The organism is Desulfovibrio legallii, assembly GCF_900102485.1.
In the GTDB taxonomy this organism is placed as follows: Bacteria; Desulfobacterota; Desulfovibrionia; order Desulfovibrionales; family Desulfovibrionaceae; genus Desulfovibrio; species Desulfovibrio legallii_A.
Window position 1 is genome coordinate 87,257 of record NZ_FNBX01000009.1, and the last position, 17,123, is coordinate 104,379.

Here is a 17,123-nt window from a genome sequence, read left to right on the forward strand (position 1 = left end):
GATGAACGCGGATTCTCAGGCTGTGCTGCAGGTGGAGCATATCTCCAAGGCCCTGGGCGGCAAGACCATTCTGGACGATTGTTCCCTCGCCGTGCGCCGGGGCGAGCTTAAGGTGCTCATCGGGCCTTCGGGCGCGGGCAAGAGCACGTTTTTGCAGTGCATCAACTGCCTTATCCCGCCGGACGCGGGCGAGATCCGCCTGGAGGGAAAGCCGCTGAACCGCGCCAGCAAGCCCGCGCTCTGCGCCTTTCGCGCGCAGGTGGGCATGATTTTTCAGGATTTCAACCTCTTTGACCACCTTACCGCTGAGGACAACGTGGCCATAGCCCTGCGCAAGGTGCGCGGCATGTCCGCCGCGGCGGCCAAGGCGCGGGCCCAGGAAGAGCTGGCCCGCGTGGGCCTGGCCCGGCGGGCGCTGCTCTATCCGGCCCAGCTTTCCGGCGGGCAGAAGCAGCGGGTGGCCATTGCCCGTGCTCTGGCTATGGACCCCAAGGTTATTCTGCTGGACGAGCCCACCTCAGCCCTGGACCCGGAGCTGGTGGGCGAGGTGCTGGCCGTGATCCGCGATCTTGCCGACGGCGGCATGACCATGGTCATGGCCACCCACCAGATGGATTTTGCCCGCGCCCTGGCCACGGAAATCGTCTTTATGGAGCACGGCAGGCTTATTGAGCAGGGCGCGCCCCAGGACCTTCTGGCCGCAGGGGCCAATACCCGCACGCGGGATTTTTGCCAGCGCCTGCTGGAGATGGGGGCCTAGGTGCTGGACACGGCCTTTTTTGCCCACGACCTTTTGCCCGCTCTCAACCGGGGGCTTATGGTCTCTCTGGCGCTCATCGTGCCGGCGGCCAGCCTGGGCTTTGCGGGCGGGGTGCTGCTGGGCTGCGCGCGGGCTTTCGGGCCGCGCTGGCTGCGCCGCCTGGGCAACGGCTACACCTCTCTGGTGCGGGGCGTGCCGCTGGCCGTGCAGCTTATGCTCATTTACTACGCCCTGCCCAAGCTGGGCATCTTTTTCCCGCCGTATGGGGCAGCCCTGACCAGTTTTATTCTCTGCACGGCGGCCTACCAGTCGGAATACATCCGGGGGGCGCTGCTCTCCATCCGGCAGGGGCAGATCAGGGCGGCCCAGGCCCTGGGCTTCAGCACCTGGCAGACCGTGGCCTGGATTGTGGTGCCCCAGGCGGCGCGGCGCGCCCTGCCCGGCTGCGGCAACGAGGTCGTCTACCTCATCAAATACAGCTCCCTGGCCTACCTGGTCACCTGTATGGAGCTTATGGGCGAGGGCAAGGTGGTGGCCTCGGACACCTTTCGGTTTACGGAAGTTTTTTTGACCGTGGGCGCGTATTATCTGGCCCTGGTCACCCTGGCCACCTTTCTGCTGCGCTGGCTGGAGCGCCGCTGCCATGTGCCCGGCTTCGGCGCGCGCTGAGGCCGGGCCGCAACGGCCCCCTGGCGGGGGCAGGAGCCGGGGCGTCGGGCTTTTGCTCCGCCGCGGACGCTTGACGCGGAGCGGACGGGCGTGTATGTAGCTTCTTCCATATTCAACGCCAGGGCCTGGCCGTCATTCCCGCGTCTCAAAGACCTGGGCGGCCCCGGAAACCGCGTCGCCCGGCGTGCCGCCAGGCGGGTTGCCCGCCGGAAATTTTAAGGAGAGCGTCATGAAAAGAACCTACCAGCCGAGCAAGATCAGAAGGGCGCGCACCCACGGCTTCCGTGCCCGCATGGCCACGCCCGCGGGCCGCGCCGTGCTGCGCCGCCGTCGCGCCAAGGGCCGCAAGCGTCTCAGCGCCTGAGGCTGACGGGGCGGGGCAGCCCGTCCTGTCGGAAGCATCCATGCGCCCCCACGCGCTGCCCCGGCAGCTCCGGATCCGCCGTCGGGCGGAATATACGGCCTGTTACGAGCGGGGCAGGCGCTTCCATACGGAACATTTCCTCGTTTTCGTGCTGTCGGGCGCGCAGCCTGAAGCCAGCGCGCGCACGGGCATGGCCGTTTCCCGCAAAGTGGGCAAGGCTGTGACGCGCAACCGCGTCAAACGGCTGCTGCGGGAGTTTTTTCGCCTGCACCGTGAGGAACTGCCTGTGGGCGTCCACATTGTTGCCGTTGCCAAAAAGCACGCCGGACAGGTCGCACTGGATCTGACCGGCGTGACCGCCGAGCTTTTGCCGCCGCTCCGGCGTCTGGCCCGGCGCGCGCCGGGCCGGCCGGCGCCGGAAGGACAGCCATGAGCCGCATACTGCGCCAGTTGTGCGTTTTTCCCATCCGCATCTACCAGTATTGCATTTCGCCGGTACTTCCCCCCGCCTGCCGTTTTACCCCCACCTGTTCCGCCTATGCCGTAGAGGCCGTCATGACCCACGGCGTGCTGCGGGGCGGCTGGCTGGCGCTCAAGCGCCTGGCCCGCTGTCACCCCTGGGGCGGATCGGGCTATGATCCCGTACCACCACCGCGGCGTCGCCGCCATACGCCGCCATTGTCCCAGGAGTAAAGGCCCCCATGCAAGACGGAAAAAATCTGGTCATTGCCATTGTTCTCTGCTTGGTCGTCATCGTGGGCTGGAGTTATCTGGCCGAATATATGGGCTGGGTGCAGAAGCCGGATCCGGCCGTCGTGGCCCAGCAGCAACTGGCCCGCGAGCAGCAGGCCCAGCAGGCGGAGGCGCAGCGGCAGGCCCAGGAGGCGGCCCGGCAGGAAACCCTGGCCGTGCCTGCTTTCACGCCTTCTTCGGGGCAGGACATCACGGTGCGTTCGCCGCTCTATGAGGCGGTGCTCTACAGCGGCGGCGGCGCGTTGCGCTCCTTCAAACTCCACAATTATCACACCACCATCGCCAGGGACGCGCCCCAGGTCAATATGGTGGATCCCCAGACCGCGCGGGTGGCGCCCCTGGGCCTGGTCATCAACAGCCAGCCCTCCTGGAGCACGGGCCAATGGAGCGTGGACGCCGGCAAGGAGGGCCTCAGCCTGGAGAAAGGCCAGCAGGGCGTGCTGCGCCTGGTGGGACAGGTGGACGGCCTTACCGTGGTGCGCGAGCTCACCTTCAGCGCGGACACCTATCTTATCCGCGAAACCGTGCGCCTGGCCAACCAGACGGATCAGGCCCGCAGCGTGCGCCTGAGCTACACCGTGGCCGCCGACGGCAGCAACTCCTCAGGCAGCCGCTACGACCTCATGCGCGTGGCCTGGGACAACGACGGCAGCCTGAGCGAGGAATCCTCCGCCAAGACCCTGGAGGAATCGGGCGTGCAGGCCACGGGCAAGATCTACTGGGCCGGGGCCATGAGCACTTATTTTCTCTCGGCCGTGCTGCCCGGCGAGGCGGCTAACCTGACGGTTAAGGGCCGCCTGCAGCAGGGCACCTACCGCGCCGCCGTGGAGGAGCCCGAAACCGTGCTCGCCCCCGGCGAACAGCGGGAGCTGCGCGTCTCCTACTGGCTGGGGCCCAAGGTGCGCAGCGATCTGGCCGCCGTCTCCGGCGAGCTGGTCAAAAGCATCGACCTCGGCATGTTCCACCTCATTGCCAAGGGCTTGCTCTGGCTGCTGGAATTCTTCCAGAAATACGTCCACAACTGGGGCGTGGCCATCATTCTGCTGACGGTGCTCATCAAGGCCGTGTTCTGGCCGCTCACGGCCAAGAGCTACGCTTCCATGGAAAAGATGAAGAAGCTCCAGCCCCTGATGGGCAATATCCGTGAGAAGTATAAGAACGACAAGGAAATGATGAACAAGGAGGTCATGGCGCTGTATAAGACCTACGGCGTCAACCCCGCCAGCGGCTGCGTGCCCATCCTCATCCAGATGCCCGTCTTCTTCGGTCTGTACCAGGCGCTGCTCACCTCCATTGAGCTGCGGCACGCCTCCTTTATCAGCACTCTGCCGGGCACAGACCTCATCTGGCTGGCGGACCTTTCCGCCAAAGATCCGTATTACATCACCCCCATCATCATGGGCGTGACCATGTTCGTGCAGCAAAGGCTGAGCCCCCCGGCCACCGACCCCACGCAGCAGAAAATCATGATGTTCCTGCCGCTGATCTTTACCGTGCTCTTTTTGGGCTTTCCCGCGGGCCTGGTGGTCTACTGGCTGGTCAACAACATTCTGTCCATTGCGCAGCAGAAGATGATGGCCAAAAAATTCAAGACCCTGGCCGACGGCAAATAAGCCAGCGACCCTGGGGACCCATAGAGGTAGACATGGAAGGGTTCAAAGAATTCCAGGGCAAGGATCTGGACGACGCCATCCGGGAAGCCTGCGAGTACTTCAATACGGCGCGCGAAAAACTGGAAATCGAAATTGTGCAGGACGCCAAGTCCGGCATCTTCGGCATCGTGGGCGCGCGTAAGGCCAAGGTCCGCGCCCGGCGCGTGGAGCTGCGCGAGGCCGTGGCCAGCATCCTGGGCAAAAACGGGGCGGCCGCGGGCCGTGCCCCGCGCGAGGCCGGGCGCGACGCGCCGCGGGAACCCCGCGAAACGGCGGAGGCGGCCTCACGGCATGGCGATAAACCCGCGCCACGGCCGGGCGAGGCAGAGCCCCCCGCCGCAGCTGCGCCCCAGGCGCGCCCTGCGGCGCGCCCCGCGTGCCGGAGCGCGGCCCAGGCCCCCGCAGCCGCCGCGCCGGAACAGACTCAGGACAAAATTGCGGCCCCTGTCAGGCCCGCGCCGGAAGGTTCCGACGCCCCGCAGCCCGCCCCTGAGGGACGGCGTCGCCGGGGCGTGCAACCCGGCAAAGAGGCTTGCGCCGCAGCGGAATCCGCGTCGGGCGACGGCCGCGCCGCCTGCCAGAGCCGCAGGCGCGGCCAGGCCGCTGCGGCGGCATCCCGGCCTGCTCCCGCCGCAGGCGCGGCTGCCGAGGCCTCTGCCTCCGGCGAGAGCCTGGAAGAGGATTTTGCCGACGCAGGCCTGCCCCTGACCCCGCTGGAGCAGTTGGATCTGGCCCGGCTGGAGGCCCTTGCCCGCGAGGCCGTGGGCAACCTGGTGCGCCCCATTGTGGGCGGCGAGGCCCGGATAGACGTGCGCGTGGACGACGGCCGCGTTTTTGTGGGCGTGGACTGCGATGCGGATCCCGGCCTGCTCATCGGGCGGGAAGGCCAGACCCTGGCGGCTTTGCAGTACATGGTTTCGCGCATTGTTTCCCGCGGCATGAATGCCGCTGTGCGCGTGCAGCTGGACGCGGGCGCGTACCGCCAGCGGCAGGAAGAAAAACTGCGCGAAATGGCCCTGGCCCTGGCGGAAAAAGTGCGCCAGACCGGCCGTTCGCTTTCCACCCGTCCCCTGTCTTCCTACCACCGCCGGGTGGTGCACGTCTGCCTGCAGGAGCTGAGCGACGTGCAGACCCGCAGCAGCGGCGATGGCCCCCTGAAGCGGGTAGTCATCATGCGCAGGAAGGGTGAAAAGGCCTGAAGACGCCATGAACCCCGCGGTCATGAACTCTGCGGCCCAAGGCGGCGCTGCCGCCGCCGATCCGGCCAGCGCTGCCGCGGGCGCGCCGTCCGCCGAAGCGGCGGCGCAAGGGGCAACCATTGCGGCCATAGCTACGGCCTCCGGCGCGGGGGCCATCGGCATTGTGCGCTTGTCCGGTCCCGAAGCCAGGGCAGTGCTGGGGCGGCTGTTCCGCCCCGCTGCGGCGTCATTCAAAGATTTTCAGCCCTGGGTGCTGCACCGGGGCCGGGCGCTGGACGCCGAGGGTGCGCCCCTGGACGACGTTCTGGCCGTGTTCATGCCCGGCCCGCGCACCTTTACGGGCGAGGACATGGCCGAAATTCAGTGCCACGGCGGCCCCCTGGTGGTGCAGGCCCTGCTGGAGAGCGCGCTGCGCCACGGCGCGCGCCAGGCGGCGCGGGGGGAGTTTTCCCGCCGGGCCTTCTGCAATGGCCGCATGGACCTGAGCCAGGCCGAGGCCGTGGCCGAGCTCATTGCCGCGCCCTCGCGCGAGGCCCTGCGCTACGGCCTGAACCGCCTGGACGGCCTGCTGGGCCGCCGTACGGCCGACCTGCGCCGGGAGCTTGAGGCCCTGCGCGCCCAGGTCTGTCTGGCCGTGGATTTCCCTGAAGACGAGGTGGAAGATCTGCCGCGCGGGAACTTTGCCGCCTCCGTGGCGCAGGTGGCCGCGGCCGTGCGGGCCCTGCTGGCCGGGCAGCGCCGCGCGCGGCTTATGCAGCAAGGGGCGCTGGTGGTGCTGGCCGGGGCCGTCAATGCGGGCAAGTCCAGCCTGCTCAACGCTCTGTTGGGCCGCAATCGGGCCTTGGTTACGGATATCCCCGGCACCACCCGCGATTTTCTGGAAGAAAGCTGCGACCTGGAGGGCCTGCCCGTGCGCCTGACGGATACGGCGGGCCTGCGGGAGGCGGCCGGAGCCGTGGAGGCCCTGGGCGTGGCCCGCAGCCGGGAAAAGCTGGCCGAGGCCGACGCCGTGGTGCTGGTGCTGGACGGCGCGCGCCTGGGCGAAGCCGGGGCCGCCGCTGCCGCGTGCCCTGACCCGGCCGCGGCGGAGGTGCTGGCCGCTGTGGGGGCAACGCCGCTGCTGGCGGTCTGGAACAAGTGTGATCTGTGCCTGCCCCGCGTTTTCCCGCCCCGCTGGCTGGGGCAACGCCCCTGTTGCGCAGTGAGCGCCCTTTCCGGTACACATATGGAGGCGCTGGCCGCCGCCCTGCGCTCCCTGCTGTTGGGGACGGCTGCGGCCGCCGACGCCGGGGAGCTTGCGCCCAACCGGCGGCAGGCCCTGGCCCTGGAAGCGGCCCTGGAGGAGCTGGATCTGCTTGCGCAGGACATCCTGGCCGCCGCTCCTTACGATTGCTGCGCGGCGCGCCTGGATACGGCCGCCGCCCGCCTGGGGGAAGTGACGGGCCTTTCCACCCCCGCCCAGGTGCTGAACGCCATTTTTGACCAATTCTGCATTGGCAAGTAGCTGTTATGGATATGGATTTTCTGCGTCGCCGACTGAGCAGCGATGAAATCAACGCCATGCCCCTGTACCACTATACAGGGCCCGTGCACGTTATCCGCTGCCTGGAGGATTGGGAGCAGGCCCTGCCGGACCTGCGGGACGAGGGCCTGCTGGGCTTTGATACGGAGACGCGCCCTTCGTTCCGCAAAGGGCGGCGCAACGCCCCGGCACTCATCCAGCTGGCCACGGCCCAGGCCGTGTACCTGGTGCAGCTTGCCAAGCTGCCCTTTGGCGCGCCGGTGGTGGAAATTCTCGCCAATCCCTCCCAGGTCAAAGCCGGGGTGGGCATAGGCGACGACATGCGCGACCTGGCCCGGCTGCACGCCTTTGAACCGGCCGGACTGGTGGACCTGGGGGGCGTGGCCCGCGCGCACCGTCTTTCCAGCCAGGGCCTGCGCACCCTGGCGGCCAATTTTTTTGGCTGGCGCATCTCCAAGGGTTCGCAGTGCTCCAACTGGAGCCTTAAGGAACTGAGCTCGCGCCAGATCGTTTACGCCGCCACCGACGCCTGGATAGGACGGCTGATTTTTTTGCGCATGCGCGAGCTGGGGCTCATTCCGTCTTCCCGCATGCCCTTTTACCTGAATCCGGCGGCGGAGGGGGGCGCGGTTTGAAGCCCACGCCCCCGCAGTTTCCCTCCCTGGGGCCCCGCCTGGTTTTTTTTACCGGCGGCACGGCCCTGCGCGACCTGAGCCGCTGCCTTGCCGACTGCACCCACAATTCCGTCCACTTGGTCACCACCTTTGATTCGGGCGGCAGTTCCGCCGCCCTGCGTCGGGCCTTTGCCATGCCCGCCGTGGGCGACCTGCGCAACCGGCTGCTGGCCCTGGCCGACGGCACGGTGGTGCCCGCCGCGGTGCTGGAATTCTGCGCGCGCCGGCTGCCCGCCCAGGGGGACGCCCCGGCCCTGCGCCGCGAGCTGACGGCCCTGGGGCGTCCGGAACATCCTGTCTGGCTGGGCATGCCCACGCTTTTCAGCGACGCCCTGCGCCTGCACCTCAATTTTTTTCTCCAGCGCATGCCTGAGGATTTTGATCCTTTCCACGCCTGTCTGGGCAATCTGGTGCTGGCCGGGGGGTATTTGCAGCACAAACGCTCCTTCGGGCCGGTGCTGGCCTTTTTCAGCCGTCTTTTGCAGGTGCGGGGCGTGGTCTTGCCCATTGTCAGCGAAAGCCTGCACCTGGCGGCGGAGCTTACGGACGGTACGGCCCTGGTGGGGCAGCATTTGTTCAAATGCCTGCCCGCGCCGGTGCGCCGTCTGTTCCTCACGGTCCACGAGCCGGACCGCGCGGCAGGCGCAACGGCCTCGCCCCGCACGCCCTGCCGACCGCCCCTTTCGCCTACGGCCGCCAGCTATCTGCGCGCGGCCGGGGCCATCTGCTACCCCATGGGCAGCTTCTACACCAGCGTGCTGGCCAACCTGTTGCCCCAGGGCGTGGGCCGGGCCGTGGCCGCCGCGCCTTGCCCCAAGATCTACATCCCCAATTCCGGCCGGGACGCCGAGGCCCGCGGGTTGACCCTCTCCGGCCAGGCCGCTGTTCTGCTGCGCCAGCTGCGCGAGGACGCCCCGGACGCGGCCGCCCAGGATCTGTTGCGCTATGTGCTGGTGGACAGCCGCCACGGCCGGTACGCCGGCGGGCTGGACCGCAAGGAACTCGCGGCCCTGACTGGCCTTGGCCTGGAGGTGGTGGACGCGGACATGGTCTGCGCCGACGACCCCGCGCGGCACGACCCGGAGCGCACGGCCGCGGCGCTTCTGGCCCTGGTGCCGCAGCAGGCGGCGGTGGGCGTATGACTGGCCAGGCCAGCCCCGGCGCGCTTGCCGCTCTTGCTTCCCCGGCGGGCGCTGCGGCGGCCCCTGGCCCCTCCGCGGCCGTCGCCGCTGTGGATGCCGCGGCCGCCGGGCTGGTGGGCCTGCGCTGCGACCAGGCCCTGGCCGCGCTCTTGCCCGGCATGGGGCTGCGCGGCCGTCGCCGCTGCCTGGAGCGTGGCGGCGCATTGCTCAACGGGCGGCCCGCCTCCCCGGCCCGCAGGCTTGTCCCCGGCGATGTGCTCGGCCTGACGCCGCGGCCGGAGCCTGCGCTGCCCGGCCCGGAGGCTGAGGGGGCACGGCTGGTTTCCCGCCAGGGGGATTACTGCTTTTTCTTCAAACCGGCCGGGCTGCACACGGCGGCCCTGGCGGGCGACGCCGCACCAAGCCTGGAAAGCCTGCTGCCCAGGCTTACGGCAGCTCTGGCGGACCCCACTGCGGCCGCCGCGCCCGAAGGCCTCCCCCGCGTCCATTGGCACGCCGAGCCAGTTGGTTTCTGTCAATTGCTCCAGCGTCTGGACTGCGGAACCTCCGGCCTGGTCTGCGCGGCCCTGCGCCCGGAGGCGGCCCAGGCCTTTCGCCAGGCCGAGGCGCACGGCCGCTGCGACAAGCGTTATGTAGCCTTGCTGGAAGGGCATCTCGCCGCGCCTGCAGCAACCCAGGCGGCCCTGGACACGGCCGACCGCCGCCGCAGCCGGGTACTGCCCGGCTGCCAGGACCAGGTGCGCGGCACGGAGTTTTTCCCTTTGCGCTATTGGCCGCCGGACAGGGTTTTTGCCCTGACGGCGGCTTTTTTTGCCCCCGGCGTCCTGGCTGCAGCTGGTCTGGCCGCATCCGCTCCAGCCGCAACAGGGAAGGCGCAGGCCCTGGCCGCGCCGCCAGCCGCGCCCCGGGGGCTGACCCTGGCCGCCTGCCGCATCCATTGCGGGGCCCGACACCAGATCCGCGCCCACGCGGCCTTTCTGGGCCACCCCCTGTGGGGGGACAGCCTTTACGGCGGCACGGGGGAAGGCGTCTTCTGGCTCCACCACGGGGGGCTGATCCTGCCCGCTGCGGCCTGCGCCCTGCCGCCGCCCTGGCCTTTGCCCCCCCAGGCGGCAGCGGCCGTGGAGGCCTGGTTCCGGCCGGAAAAAGATTTTTTTCACCCGCCCGCAACCACAGAAGTTTTTTGAACCGTCGGAAAAAGTTTGGTTCTTCGGGGGGTCTCCCCCTTGGCACAGCCCGCCGCGCCGGATACATTCGGCAGGCAAAAACAGTGAATGCCGCCCCAGGGCGGCCTTTTGCCCGCGCAGGGTCAGGGAGTATCAATGTTTCCCGCACTATTGCCCAAATCCGCACCGTTTTTCGCCATGCTGGAAGAGCAGAACGGCCTCCTGCGCCGCATGGCCGGCATGCTGGTGGAAATGCTGGAGGACGTCTCCCGCATGGACGACATCCACAAGGAGATCGCTTTTCAGGAAGAAGCGGCGGACATCCTGCACGGCAAAATTATCCGCGCGCTTTCCCAGACCTTTATCACGCCCATCGATCGTGAGGACATTCTGCGCATCAATCAGGAGCAGGAGGAGTGCATGGACTGCCTGCACAGCCTGAGCACGCGCCTGCACATCTTTGAATTCACCCGCATCCGCTTCCCCGCGCTGCAGATGGTGCGCACCATCGGCTCCATGATCGACCTCACCCGCCTCATGCTGGAAGGCCTGGCCAACCGGCGCGACTGCCACAAAACCCGCGCCTTCCGCAACCTGCGCGGCGAATGCGACATGCTGCTGGCCGTGGGTCTGGCTGAGCTTATGGACGAGCATCAGGAGCTTTCCCCTTCCACCCTCATGCAGGTGCTCAAGTGGAGCCAGGCCTACGAACGCACGGGCATGCTGCTGGAGCAGGTCAACGCCCTGGCCGAAACCATTGAGGAAGCGGTGCTGAAAAATGTTTGACATCCCCGTGCTGCTGGCCCTCATCGTGCTGGTGGCCCTGCTCTTTGATTTCACCAACGGCGCGCACGACTGCGCCAACGCCATCGCCACCGTAGTCTCCACCAAGGTGGTGACCCCCCGCTTTGCCGTGGGCGCGGCCGCCTTGCTCAACCTGGGCGGCGCGCTGCTGGGCACGGAGGTAGCCAGAACCCTGGGCAGCGGCATCGTGCTGCCCGAAGTGGTGGAGGGCAGCCATGTGCTGGTGCTGGCCGCCCTGGTGGGGGCCATCAGCTGGAACTGCATCACCTGGTATTTCGGCATTCCGTCCTCCTCCTCCCACGCCCTTATCGGCGGCCTTATAGGCGCGGCTGTGGCCGACGTGGGCTTTGACGCCCTTAACGGCCGCGGCATTGTGGACAAGGTGCTCATCCCCCTGGTGGGCTCCCCCCTGGCCGGCTACGCCGTGGGCTTTGTGAGCATGTGGATCATCTACTGGATTTGCGGGCACATCCACCGCCGCAAGGTCAACGCCGCCTTCAGGCGGCTGCAGCTCCTCTCCGCCGCCTTCATGGCCACCAGCCACGGCCTCAACGACGCCCAGAAAACCATGGGCATCATCGCCCTGGCCCTTTACATCTTCGGCAAGTCCGATTCCCTGGAGGTGCCCCTTTGGGTCAAGCTGGGCTGCGCCGGGGCCATGGCCCTGGGCACCGCCGTGGGCGGCTGGAAAATCGTCCGCACCATGGGCCACCGCATCTTCAAACTGGAACCCGTCCACGGCTTCGCCGCGGAAAGCTCCGCCGCGCTGGTCATCACCAGCGCTTCTCTTCTGGGCGCGCCCGTCAGCACCACCCACACCATCACCGCCTGCATCTTCGGCGTGGGCTCCACCAAGCGCCTTTCCGCCGTGCGCTGGAACGTGGCCTGCGACCTCATCACCGCCTGGGTGCTCACCCTCCCCGCCGCCGGCAGCGTGGGCTACATTGCCTATAAGCTGCTGCACCATATCTGGAATTAGGGCATTTCAACTTTGAAATGCCCTAAAAGATACGCCGCCGTGCCCGCAGGGACACAGGCCCACAGTCAAAGTTTACCGTAACGCCATTGCTTTGGCCGCGCATTAGGGCTATGGTGCCTCGGCTTGCGGTTGCCCGGCGGCAACCGCCTTTCTCTGGGGGAAGCATGTCTGTCCGCAATTGTGTTCCGGCCCTGAACGGGCCGTTCCGCCCCGGCGCGCGCCTTATCGCCCGCCGCGTGCCGGTCTAGGCGCGCCGCTATGTTTCTTTTTATTCTGGCTCTCTGCCTGCTTGCGGCGGCCGCCGCCTTCTGCGCCCTGATGGCCGTGCGCCGGCCCTCCAGGGCTGTGGGCCGCGCGGCCAATCTGGCGGGCGCGTGCGGGGCCGGGGCCGCCTGTCTTACGGGCTTGTGCGCCGTGGGCGCAGGGCCGTGGTCCGCCGCGCTCAGCCTGCAGCTGCCCCTGGGCCTGCCCGTGGGCGCATGCGTTCTGGGGCTGGACGCCCTGAGCCGTCTGTTCCTGCTGCCCGTCTTCGGCCTGGGGCTGGCCTGCGCTGCCGCCGGGGGCCTGGCCTTGCGGCACGAGAACCCCAAACACCACAACCTGGGGGCGCACTGGTTTTTCTTCCTCATGCTTCTGCTGGGGCTGGCCCTGGTCATGGCCGCGCGGGACGCCGTGCTTTTTCTGCTGGCCTGGGAGCTCATGTCCCTTGCGCCCTTTTTTCTCATTGATTTCAATGACGGCGACAGCCAGGTGCGCGACGCCTCCTGGATCTACCTGGTGGCGGCCCACCTGGGGGCCGTGGCTCTGCTGGCCTTTTTTGCCCTGCTCTGGCAGGTCTCAGGCAGCACCCTGCTGCTGCCGGGGGAGGGGCTGCCCCTGACTCCGGGCCAGGCCGGGCCCGGCACGCTCACGGCCCTTTTTGTCCTCGCCGTGCTGGGCTTCGGCGCCAAGGCCGGGCTTGCGCCGCTGCACATCTGGCTGCCTGAGGCGCACCCCGCCGCGCCGAGCCATGTTTCCGCCCTGCTTTCCGGAGCCATGATCAATGCCGGGCTATATGGGCTGATGCGCGTGCCCGGCCTGCTGGCCCCAGCGGGCGCGGCCCCGGAGTGGTGGGGCTGGACGCTCTTGCTCCTGGGCCTGACCACCGGGCTTATGAGCATTCTCAAGGCCGCCGCGCAGAGCAACCTCAAACGCCTGCTGGCCTATTCCAGCGTGGAGAATATGGGCCTCATGGTCCTGGGCCTGGGCGCGGGGCTGGTGGGGCAGGCCAACGGCAACGCCTGGATCGCCGTGCTGGGCTGCGCGGGCGCGCTGCTGCACATGAGCAACCATGCGGCCTTCAAGGGGCTGCTTTTTCTCTGCGCAGGCGAAGTGCTGCACGCCGCGGGCACGGTGCGCATGCCCCTGCTGGGCGGTCTGCAGCGGCGGCTGCCCCTGCTGGGCGCGGCCTTTGCCGCGGGCGCGGCGGCCATCGCCTGTCTGCCGCCGTTCAACGGCTTTACGGGCGAGCTTGCCCTGGCCCTTTCCCTGCTGGACGCTCCGGCCCTGAACGGCGTGGAGCGGCAGATGGGCCTGCTTCTGGCCCTGGCCGGGCTGGCGGCCATCAGCGGCCTGGCGGCGGCCCTTTATGCCAAGGCCTACGGCATCACGTTTCTGGGGGAGCCGCGTTCCCCCTTTGCGGCCGCGGCGCATCCGGCCTCCTGGCGGACGCTCTGGCCCCTGGCCCTGCCCGCCGCAGTCTGTTGCGGCGGTGGCCTGGCCGGGCCCTGGCTGTTGGACCTGGCCGCCGCAGCCGCCCAGGCGGCCTTGCCCCTGCCGCCGCACCTGGCGGACGCCGGCCGGGCCGATCTGGCTCAGGCGCGCCAAAGCCTGGTTGCCGTGGCGCAGGTGGGCGGCGCGGGGCTGGTTCTGGTTCTGCTTTTGCTGCTGACGCGCCGCCTGCTGCTCAAAAAGCGCGTCACGGCTTCCGTGCCCACCTGGGGGTGCGGCTTTCAGGACGCTTCGCCGCGCATTCAGTACACTGACGCGGGCTTTACCGAGCCCACGGCCAGAATTTTCGCGCCGGTCATGGGCCTGAAAGTCCGGCTGGAGCTGGACTCCGGCCTGTTCCCGCAGCCGGGGGAGCTGCACGTCAGCGCGCCGGACCGCCTGCGCAGCGGCCTGTTCGCCCCCCTGTTCGCGGCCGTGGAACGCCTCTGCAATGCCTGCAAGGTCATCCAGCACGGCAAAATCCATCTCTATATCCTGTATATTCTGGCCGCGCTTGTGGGGCTGCTGGTCTGGGGGCTGCGGTCATGAACGGGGCCTCCGCGGTCTATCTTTTCCAGTTCGCCCTGGCCCTGATTCTGGCTCCGCTCCTGCCCGGAATCATCAACAGGGTCAAGGCCAAATTTGCCGGACGCCACGGCAAGCCCCTGCTGCAGACCTACTACGACCTGGCCAAGCTGCTGCGCAAGGGCGAGGCGCGCAGCCGCACCACCACCTGGGTTTTTGCCGTTGCGCCCGCCATAGGCCTGGCGGGCGCGCTCTGCGCCCTGGCGCTGCTGCCGCTGGGCGGCGCGGTCTCGCCCCTGGCATTTACGGGCGATGCGGTGCTGGCGGCCTACCTGCTGGGCCTGGGGCGCTTTGCCCTCATGCTGGCGGCCCTGGACACGGGCTCCGCCTTTGAAGGCATGGGGGCCAGCCGTGAAGCCGCGTTTTCCGCTCTGGCGGAGCCGGTCCTTTTTCTGGCGCTCATGGCCTTGACCAGTCTTTGTCTGGATCTGGGCCGGGGCACGGACACGGCCTTCACGCTCTCCGCCATGTTCGGCGGCCAGACGGCCGGGGCGTGGCTGCGCGGCAACGGGGCGCTGCTTCTGCTGCCCGTCATCTTCTTCATCCTGCTGCTGGTGGAGAACTGCCGCATCCCGGTGGACGATCCCAATACCCATCTGGAACTGACCATGATCCATGAGGTCATGGTTCTGGACCACTCGGGCCCTAATCTGGCCTGCATCGTGTACGGCGCGGCCCTTAAGCTCTGGTTTTTTGCCGCGCTCACGGCGGGCCTGCTGGCCCCGGCCCTGCCCGTGTGGCAGCAGGCCGGGCTGCGGCTCCTGCTGGTGCTGCTGCTGGCCGTGGCCGTGGGCGTGGTGGAATCGGTCATGGCCCGCCTGCGCCTGGAGCGGGTGCCCTGGCTGCTGGGCGGCGCGGGGATCATGGCCACCCTGGCTCTTATCCTGCTTCAGGCGAGGTGATGATGACCACGCTGCTGCAATCCTGTCTTTTTTTGCTGGTCCTCAGCGACGTCCTTTTGCTGGGCACGCGGCGCGTGGCCGGCATGACCCGCCTCACGGCCCTGCAGGGCCTGCTGCTGGCGGCGTTGCTGCTCAGCCTGGACCACGGGCTGCTGGCCGGGGCCGTGCTGTGCATCAAAGGCGCGCTGCTGCCCGGTCTGCTCTGGCGCACCCAGCGTCGGCTGCCTGCGGCCGCGCTGATCTGTCCGGCCCGCCGCGTGGGCCTGGGCGCGCTGGCGGGCATGGCCGGGCTGGCCTTTGCCATCTGGCTGGACGGCAGGCTGGTCATGCCGCCGGGGCTGTTTCCGCCCATGCTCCTGCCCGCTGGGCTGACCACCCTGTTCTGCGGGCTTATCCTCATTGTGGGCCGCATCAAGGCCATCACCCAGGTTATGGGCTACCTGGTGGCGGAAAACGGCATTTTTCTGCTGGGCATGCCCCTTATGACTGCAGGCACGGTCTGGTTTGAGCTGGCCTTGCTTCTGGACGTGTTTGTGGCCGTATTTGTTATGGGCATTGCCATCAACCACATCAGCGATTCCTTCGCCTCCATTGACGTGGCGGGGTTCCGCAGCCTGCGGGATTAGCCCGTGCAGAAGGCATACGGCATGAAGACACGACACCTCTTTGCCGGAGCCGCGCTCCGTGGAACGCGCCCATGCTGACGACCCTGCTTTTTCTGCCCTTGGCCGTGGGCTGCGCCATGCTGCTCTGGGGCCGCGCCGGGGTTTGCCGGGCGGGGTTGCCCCTTACGGCCCTGATCCATGCCGTGCTGGCCTGCGCCGTGGCCGCGCGCGTGGCGCAAGGGGAGACGCCCACGGCCCTGGGCGGCCTGCTGGCCCCGGACGCCCTGGGCGCGCTTTTTCTGGCCCTGGCCAGCCTGCTTTTTCTGGCGGCCTCGGTCTACGCCGTGCACTACCTGCGCGAAGAAGAACGCATCGGCGAGCACACCAATATCCTGGACCACGGGCGCTTCACCAACGCGCCCGAACGCCGCTTTACGGCCTGCCTGTGCTTTTTTCTGGCCTCCATGACCCTGGTGACCGTCACCCCGCATCTGGGCGCGCAGTGGGTGGGCATTGAAGCCACCACCCTTTCCAGCGCGCCGCTGATCTATTTTCACCGCCACAAAAGCTCGCTGGAAGCCACCTGGAAGTATTTGATCATCTGCTCCGTGGGCATTGCCCTGGCCCTGCTGGGCAACATTCTGCTGGCCGTGGCCTTTCACGGCGCGTCAGCGGCGGGGGACGCCGCGGGCCTGGACCAGGCGGGCTGGTTTGTGCGCCACGCCGCCCAGGCGGAACCCACCTGGCTCAAGGCGGCCTTTGTTTTTTTGCTGGTGGGCTACGGCACCAAGATGGGCCTCGCCCCCTTGCACAACTGGCTGCCCGACGCCCACAGCCAGGCCCCTTCGCTGGTTTCGGCCCTGCTCTCGGGGGCCCTGCTCAACTGCGCCATGCTGGGCATGCTGCGCGGCCACCAGATTATGCTGGCCGCGGGGCTGGGCGGGCTTTCCGGCGGTATGCTCACGGTTCTGGGGCTGCTTTCGCTTCTGACAGCCGCCGTCTTCATCGTGGGGCAGGGGCACTACAAGCGCATGCTGGCCTATTCCAGCGTGGAGCACATGGGCATTCTGGCCCTGGGGGTGGGCGTGGGCGGCCTGGCCGTTTCCGGGGCCATGCTGCACGCTGTCTGTCATTCCCTGGTCAAGTGCATGCTTTTTTTGCTTTCCGGCAACATTCTGGCCCGCTACCACACCTATTCCAGCTACGACGTGCGCGGCATGCGCTGGACCATGCCCTTTACCGCCGCCCTCTGGACCGCGGGCTTCCTGGCCGTGGCGGGCTCGCCGCCTTTTGGGATCTTCGTCAGCGAGCTGCTCATCTTTAAGGGCATGCTGGCGGCGGACCGGCCCTGGATTGCCGCCGCCTACCTGCTGTTGCTGGCCGTGATTTTTGTGGGGCTTTCCGTGGCGGTGCTGCGCATGGTGCAGGGCAACCGGCCTACGGATATGCCCGCCGTCCGCCGGGAGGCGCTGTGCAGCGTGCTGCCGCCCCTGGCCCTGGGCCTGGCCGTGCTGACCCTGGGCCTGTGGGTGCCCGACGGGCTTTGGGATTTTCTGACCCGCGCCGCCGCCCTCATCGGCGGCTGACGGCGCGGCCTA

The 17,123-nt window shown here is 68.1% G+C and carries 17 protein-coding genes; all 17 read left to right on the forward strand.

Going from position 1 to position 17,123, the window contains the following annotated elements; all coding sequences use genetic code 11:
- Position 1 precedes the first annotated feature (1 nt).
- The 17 genes from BLS55_RS06910 (at position 2) to BLS55_RS06990 (ending at position 17,111) form a co-directional block, all read left to right on the forward strand.
- Entirely contained in the window at positions 2 to 760 is a 759-nt protein-coding gene (locus tag BLS55_RS06910; protein WP_092153707.1) for an amino acid ABC transporter ATP-binding protein, read from the forward strand.
- On the forward strand, positions 761 to 1,429 hold the full coding sequence (locus BLS55_RS06915) for an amino acid ABC transporter permease (protein WP_092153709.1): 669 nt from the start codon (positions 761 to 763) through the stop codon (positions 1,427 to 1,429).
- 229 nt (positions 1,430 to 1,658) lie between these two features.
- Positions 1,659 to 1,793, forward strand: coding sequence for a 50S ribosomal protein L34 (rpmH, locus tag BLS55_RS06920; protein WP_092153711.1), 135 nt, complete (start codon positions 1,659 to 1,661; stop codon positions 1,791 to 1,793).
- A 40-nt stretch (positions 1,794 to 1,833) separates the two neighbouring features.
- Positions 1,834 to 2,226: a ribonuclease P protein component gene (rnpA, locus tag BLS55_RS06925; RefSeq protein WP_092153713.1), complete on the forward strand. Its 393-nt coding sequence runs from the start codon at positions 1,834 to 1,836 to the stop codon at positions 2,224 to 2,226.
- A complete protein-coding gene (gene yidD, locus BLS55_RS06930) occupies positions 2,223 to 2,486 on the forward strand; it encodes a membrane protein insertion efficiency factor YidD (RefSeq protein WP_092153714.1) in 264 nt (87 codons plus the stop codon). Before rnpA ends, yidD begins: the two co-directional genes overlap by 4 nt.
- Before the next feature lie 8 nt (positions 2,487 to 2,494).
- A complete protein-coding gene (gene yidC, locus BLS55_RS06935; protein ID WP_092153716.1) occupies positions 2,495 to 4,159 on the forward strand; it encodes a membrane protein insertase YidC in 1,665 nt (554 codons plus the stop codon).
- 32 nt (positions 4,160 to 4,191) lie between these two features.
- Positions 4,192 to 5,397, forward strand: coding sequence for an RNA-binding cell elongation regulator Jag/EloR (gene jag, locus BLS55_RS06940; protein ID WP_092153718.1), 1,206 nt, complete (start codon positions 4,192 to 4,194; stop codon positions 5,395 to 5,397).
- A gap of 7 nt (positions 5,398 to 5,404) precedes the next feature.
- Positions 5,405 to 6,901, forward strand: coding sequence for a tRNA uridine-5-carboxymethylaminomethyl(34) synthesis GTPase MnmE (gene mnmE / locus BLS55_RS06945; protein WP_257243168.1), 1,497 nt, complete (start codon positions 5,405 to 5,407; stop codon positions 6,899 to 6,901).
- Between the two features lie 5 nt (positions 6,902 to 6,906).
- A complete protein-coding gene (locus BLS55_RS06950; protein ID WP_092153720.1) occupies positions 6,907 to 7,554 on the forward strand; it encodes a 3'-5' exonuclease in 648 nt (215 codons plus the stop codon).
- Complete coding sequence (locus BLS55_RS06955; RefSeq protein WP_092153721.1) at positions 7,551 to 8,735, forward strand: GAK system CofD-like protein; 1,185 nt, start codon at positions 7,551 to 7,553, stop codon at positions 8,733 to 8,735. The genes BLS55_RS06950 and BLS55_RS06955 overlap by 4 nt, the downstream gene beginning before the upstream one ends.
- Complete coding sequence (locus BLS55_RS06960; RefSeq protein ID WP_092153723.1) at positions 8,732 to 9,922, forward strand: pseudouridine synthase family protein; 1,191 nt, start codon at positions 8,732 to 8,734, stop codon at positions 9,920 to 9,922. The genes BLS55_RS06955 and BLS55_RS06960 overlap by 4 nt, the downstream gene beginning before the upstream one ends.
- 135 nt (positions 9,923 to 10,057) lie before the next feature.
- Complete coding sequence (locus BLS55_RS06965; protein WP_092153725.1) at positions 10,058 to 10,687, forward strand: DUF47 domain-containing protein; 630 nt, start codon at positions 10,058 to 10,060, stop codon at positions 10,685 to 10,687.
- Entirely contained in the window at positions 10,680 to 11,684 is a 1,005-nt protein-coding gene (locus tag BLS55_RS06970; RefSeq protein ID WP_092153727.1) for an inorganic phosphate transporter, read from the forward strand. The genes BLS55_RS06965 and BLS55_RS06970 overlap by 8 nt, the downstream gene beginning before the upstream one ends.
- Before the next feature lie 258 nt (positions 11,685 to 11,942).
- A complete protein-coding gene (locus tag BLS55_RS06975; RefSeq protein WP_092153729.1) occupies positions 11,943 to 13,982 on the forward strand; it encodes a proton-conducting transporter transmembrane domain-containing protein in 2,040 nt (679 codons plus the stop codon).
- Entirely contained in the window at positions 13,979 to 14,920 is a 942-nt protein-coding gene (locus tag BLS55_RS06980) for a respiratory chain complex I subunit 1 family protein (protein WP_092153731.1), read from the forward strand. The genes BLS55_RS06975 and BLS55_RS06980 overlap by 4 nt, the downstream gene beginning before the upstream one ends.
- Positions 14,920 to 15,546, forward strand: coding sequence for a hydrogenase-4 component E (locus BLS55_RS06985; protein WP_092153733.1), 627 nt, complete (start codon positions 14,920 to 14,922; stop codon positions 15,544 to 15,546). Before BLS55_RS06980 ends, BLS55_RS06985 begins: the two co-directional genes overlap by 1 nt.
- 71 nt (positions 15,547 to 15,617) lie before the next feature.
- Positions 15,618 to 17,111, forward strand: coding sequence for a proton-conducting transporter transmembrane domain-containing protein (locus BLS55_RS06990; RefSeq protein WP_092153735.1), 1,494 nt, complete (start codon positions 15,618 to 15,620; stop codon positions 17,109 to 17,111).
- The last annotated feature ends 12 nt before the right edge of the window (positions 17,112 to 17,123 follow it).

Excerpts from the sequence above, each read along its gene's own strand:
- BLS55_RS06910 (WP_092153707.1), top strand. The coding sequence starts at position 2 with ATGAACGCGGATTCTCAGGCTGTGCTGCAGGTGGAGCATATCTCCAAG.
- BLS55_RS06960 (WP_092153723.1), top strand. The coding sequence starts at position 8,732 with ATGACTGGCCAGGCCAGCCCCGGCGCGCTTGCCGCTCTTGCTTCCCCG.
- BLS55_RS06980 (WP_092153731.1), top strand. The coding sequence starts at position 13,979 with ATGAACGGGGCCTCCGCGGTCTATCTTTTCCAGTTCGCCCTGGCCCTG.
- BLS55_RS06990 (WP_092153735.1), top strand. The coding sequence starts at position 15,618 with ATGCTGACGACCCTGCTTTTTCTGCCCTTGGCCGTGGGCTGCGCCATG.
- jag (WP_092153718.1), top strand. The coding sequence starts at position 4,192 with ATGGAAGGGTTCAAAGAATTCCAGGGCAAGGATCTGGACGACGCCATC.
- BLS55_RS06985 (WP_092153733.1), top strand. The coding sequence starts at position 14,920 with ATGATGACCACGCTGCTGCAATCCTGTCTTTTTTTGCTGGTCCTCAGC.
- BLS55_RS06975 (WP_092153729.1), top strand. The coding sequence starts at position 11,943 with ATGTTTCTTTTTATTCTGGCTCTCTGCCTGCTTGCGGCGGCCGCCGCC.
- rnpA (WP_092153713.1), top strand. The coding sequence starts at position 1,834 with ATGCGCCCCCACGCGCTGCCCCGGCAGCTCCGGATCCGCCGTCGGGCG.
- yidD (WP_092153714.1), top strand. The coding sequence starts at position 2,223 with ATGAGCCGCATACTGCGCCAGTTGTGCGTTTTTCCCATCCGCATCTAC.
- BLS55_RS06970 (WP_092153727.1), top strand. The coding sequence starts at position 10,680 with ATGTTTGACATCCCCGTGCTGCTGGCCCTCATCGTGCTGGTGGCCCTG.
- yidC (WP_092153716.1), top strand. The coding sequence starts at position 2,495 with ATGCAAGACGGAAAAAATCTGGTCATTGCCATTGTTCTCTGCTTGGTC.
- BLS55_RS06965 (WP_092153725.1), top strand. The coding sequence starts at position 10,058 with ATGTTTCCCGCACTATTGCCCAAATCCGCACCGTTTTTCGCCATGCTG.
- mnmE (WP_257243168.1), top strand. The coding sequence starts at position 5,405 with ATGAACCCCGCGGTCATGAACTCTGCGGCCCAAGGCGGCGCTGCCGCC.
- BLS55_RS06950 (WP_092153720.1), top strand. The coding sequence starts at position 6,907 with ATGGATATGGATTTTCTGCGTCGCCGACTGAGCAGCGATGAAATCAAC.
- rpmH (WP_092153711.1), top strand. The coding sequence starts at position 1,659 with ATGAAAAGAACCTACCAGCCGAGCAAGATCAGAAGGGCGCGCACCCAC.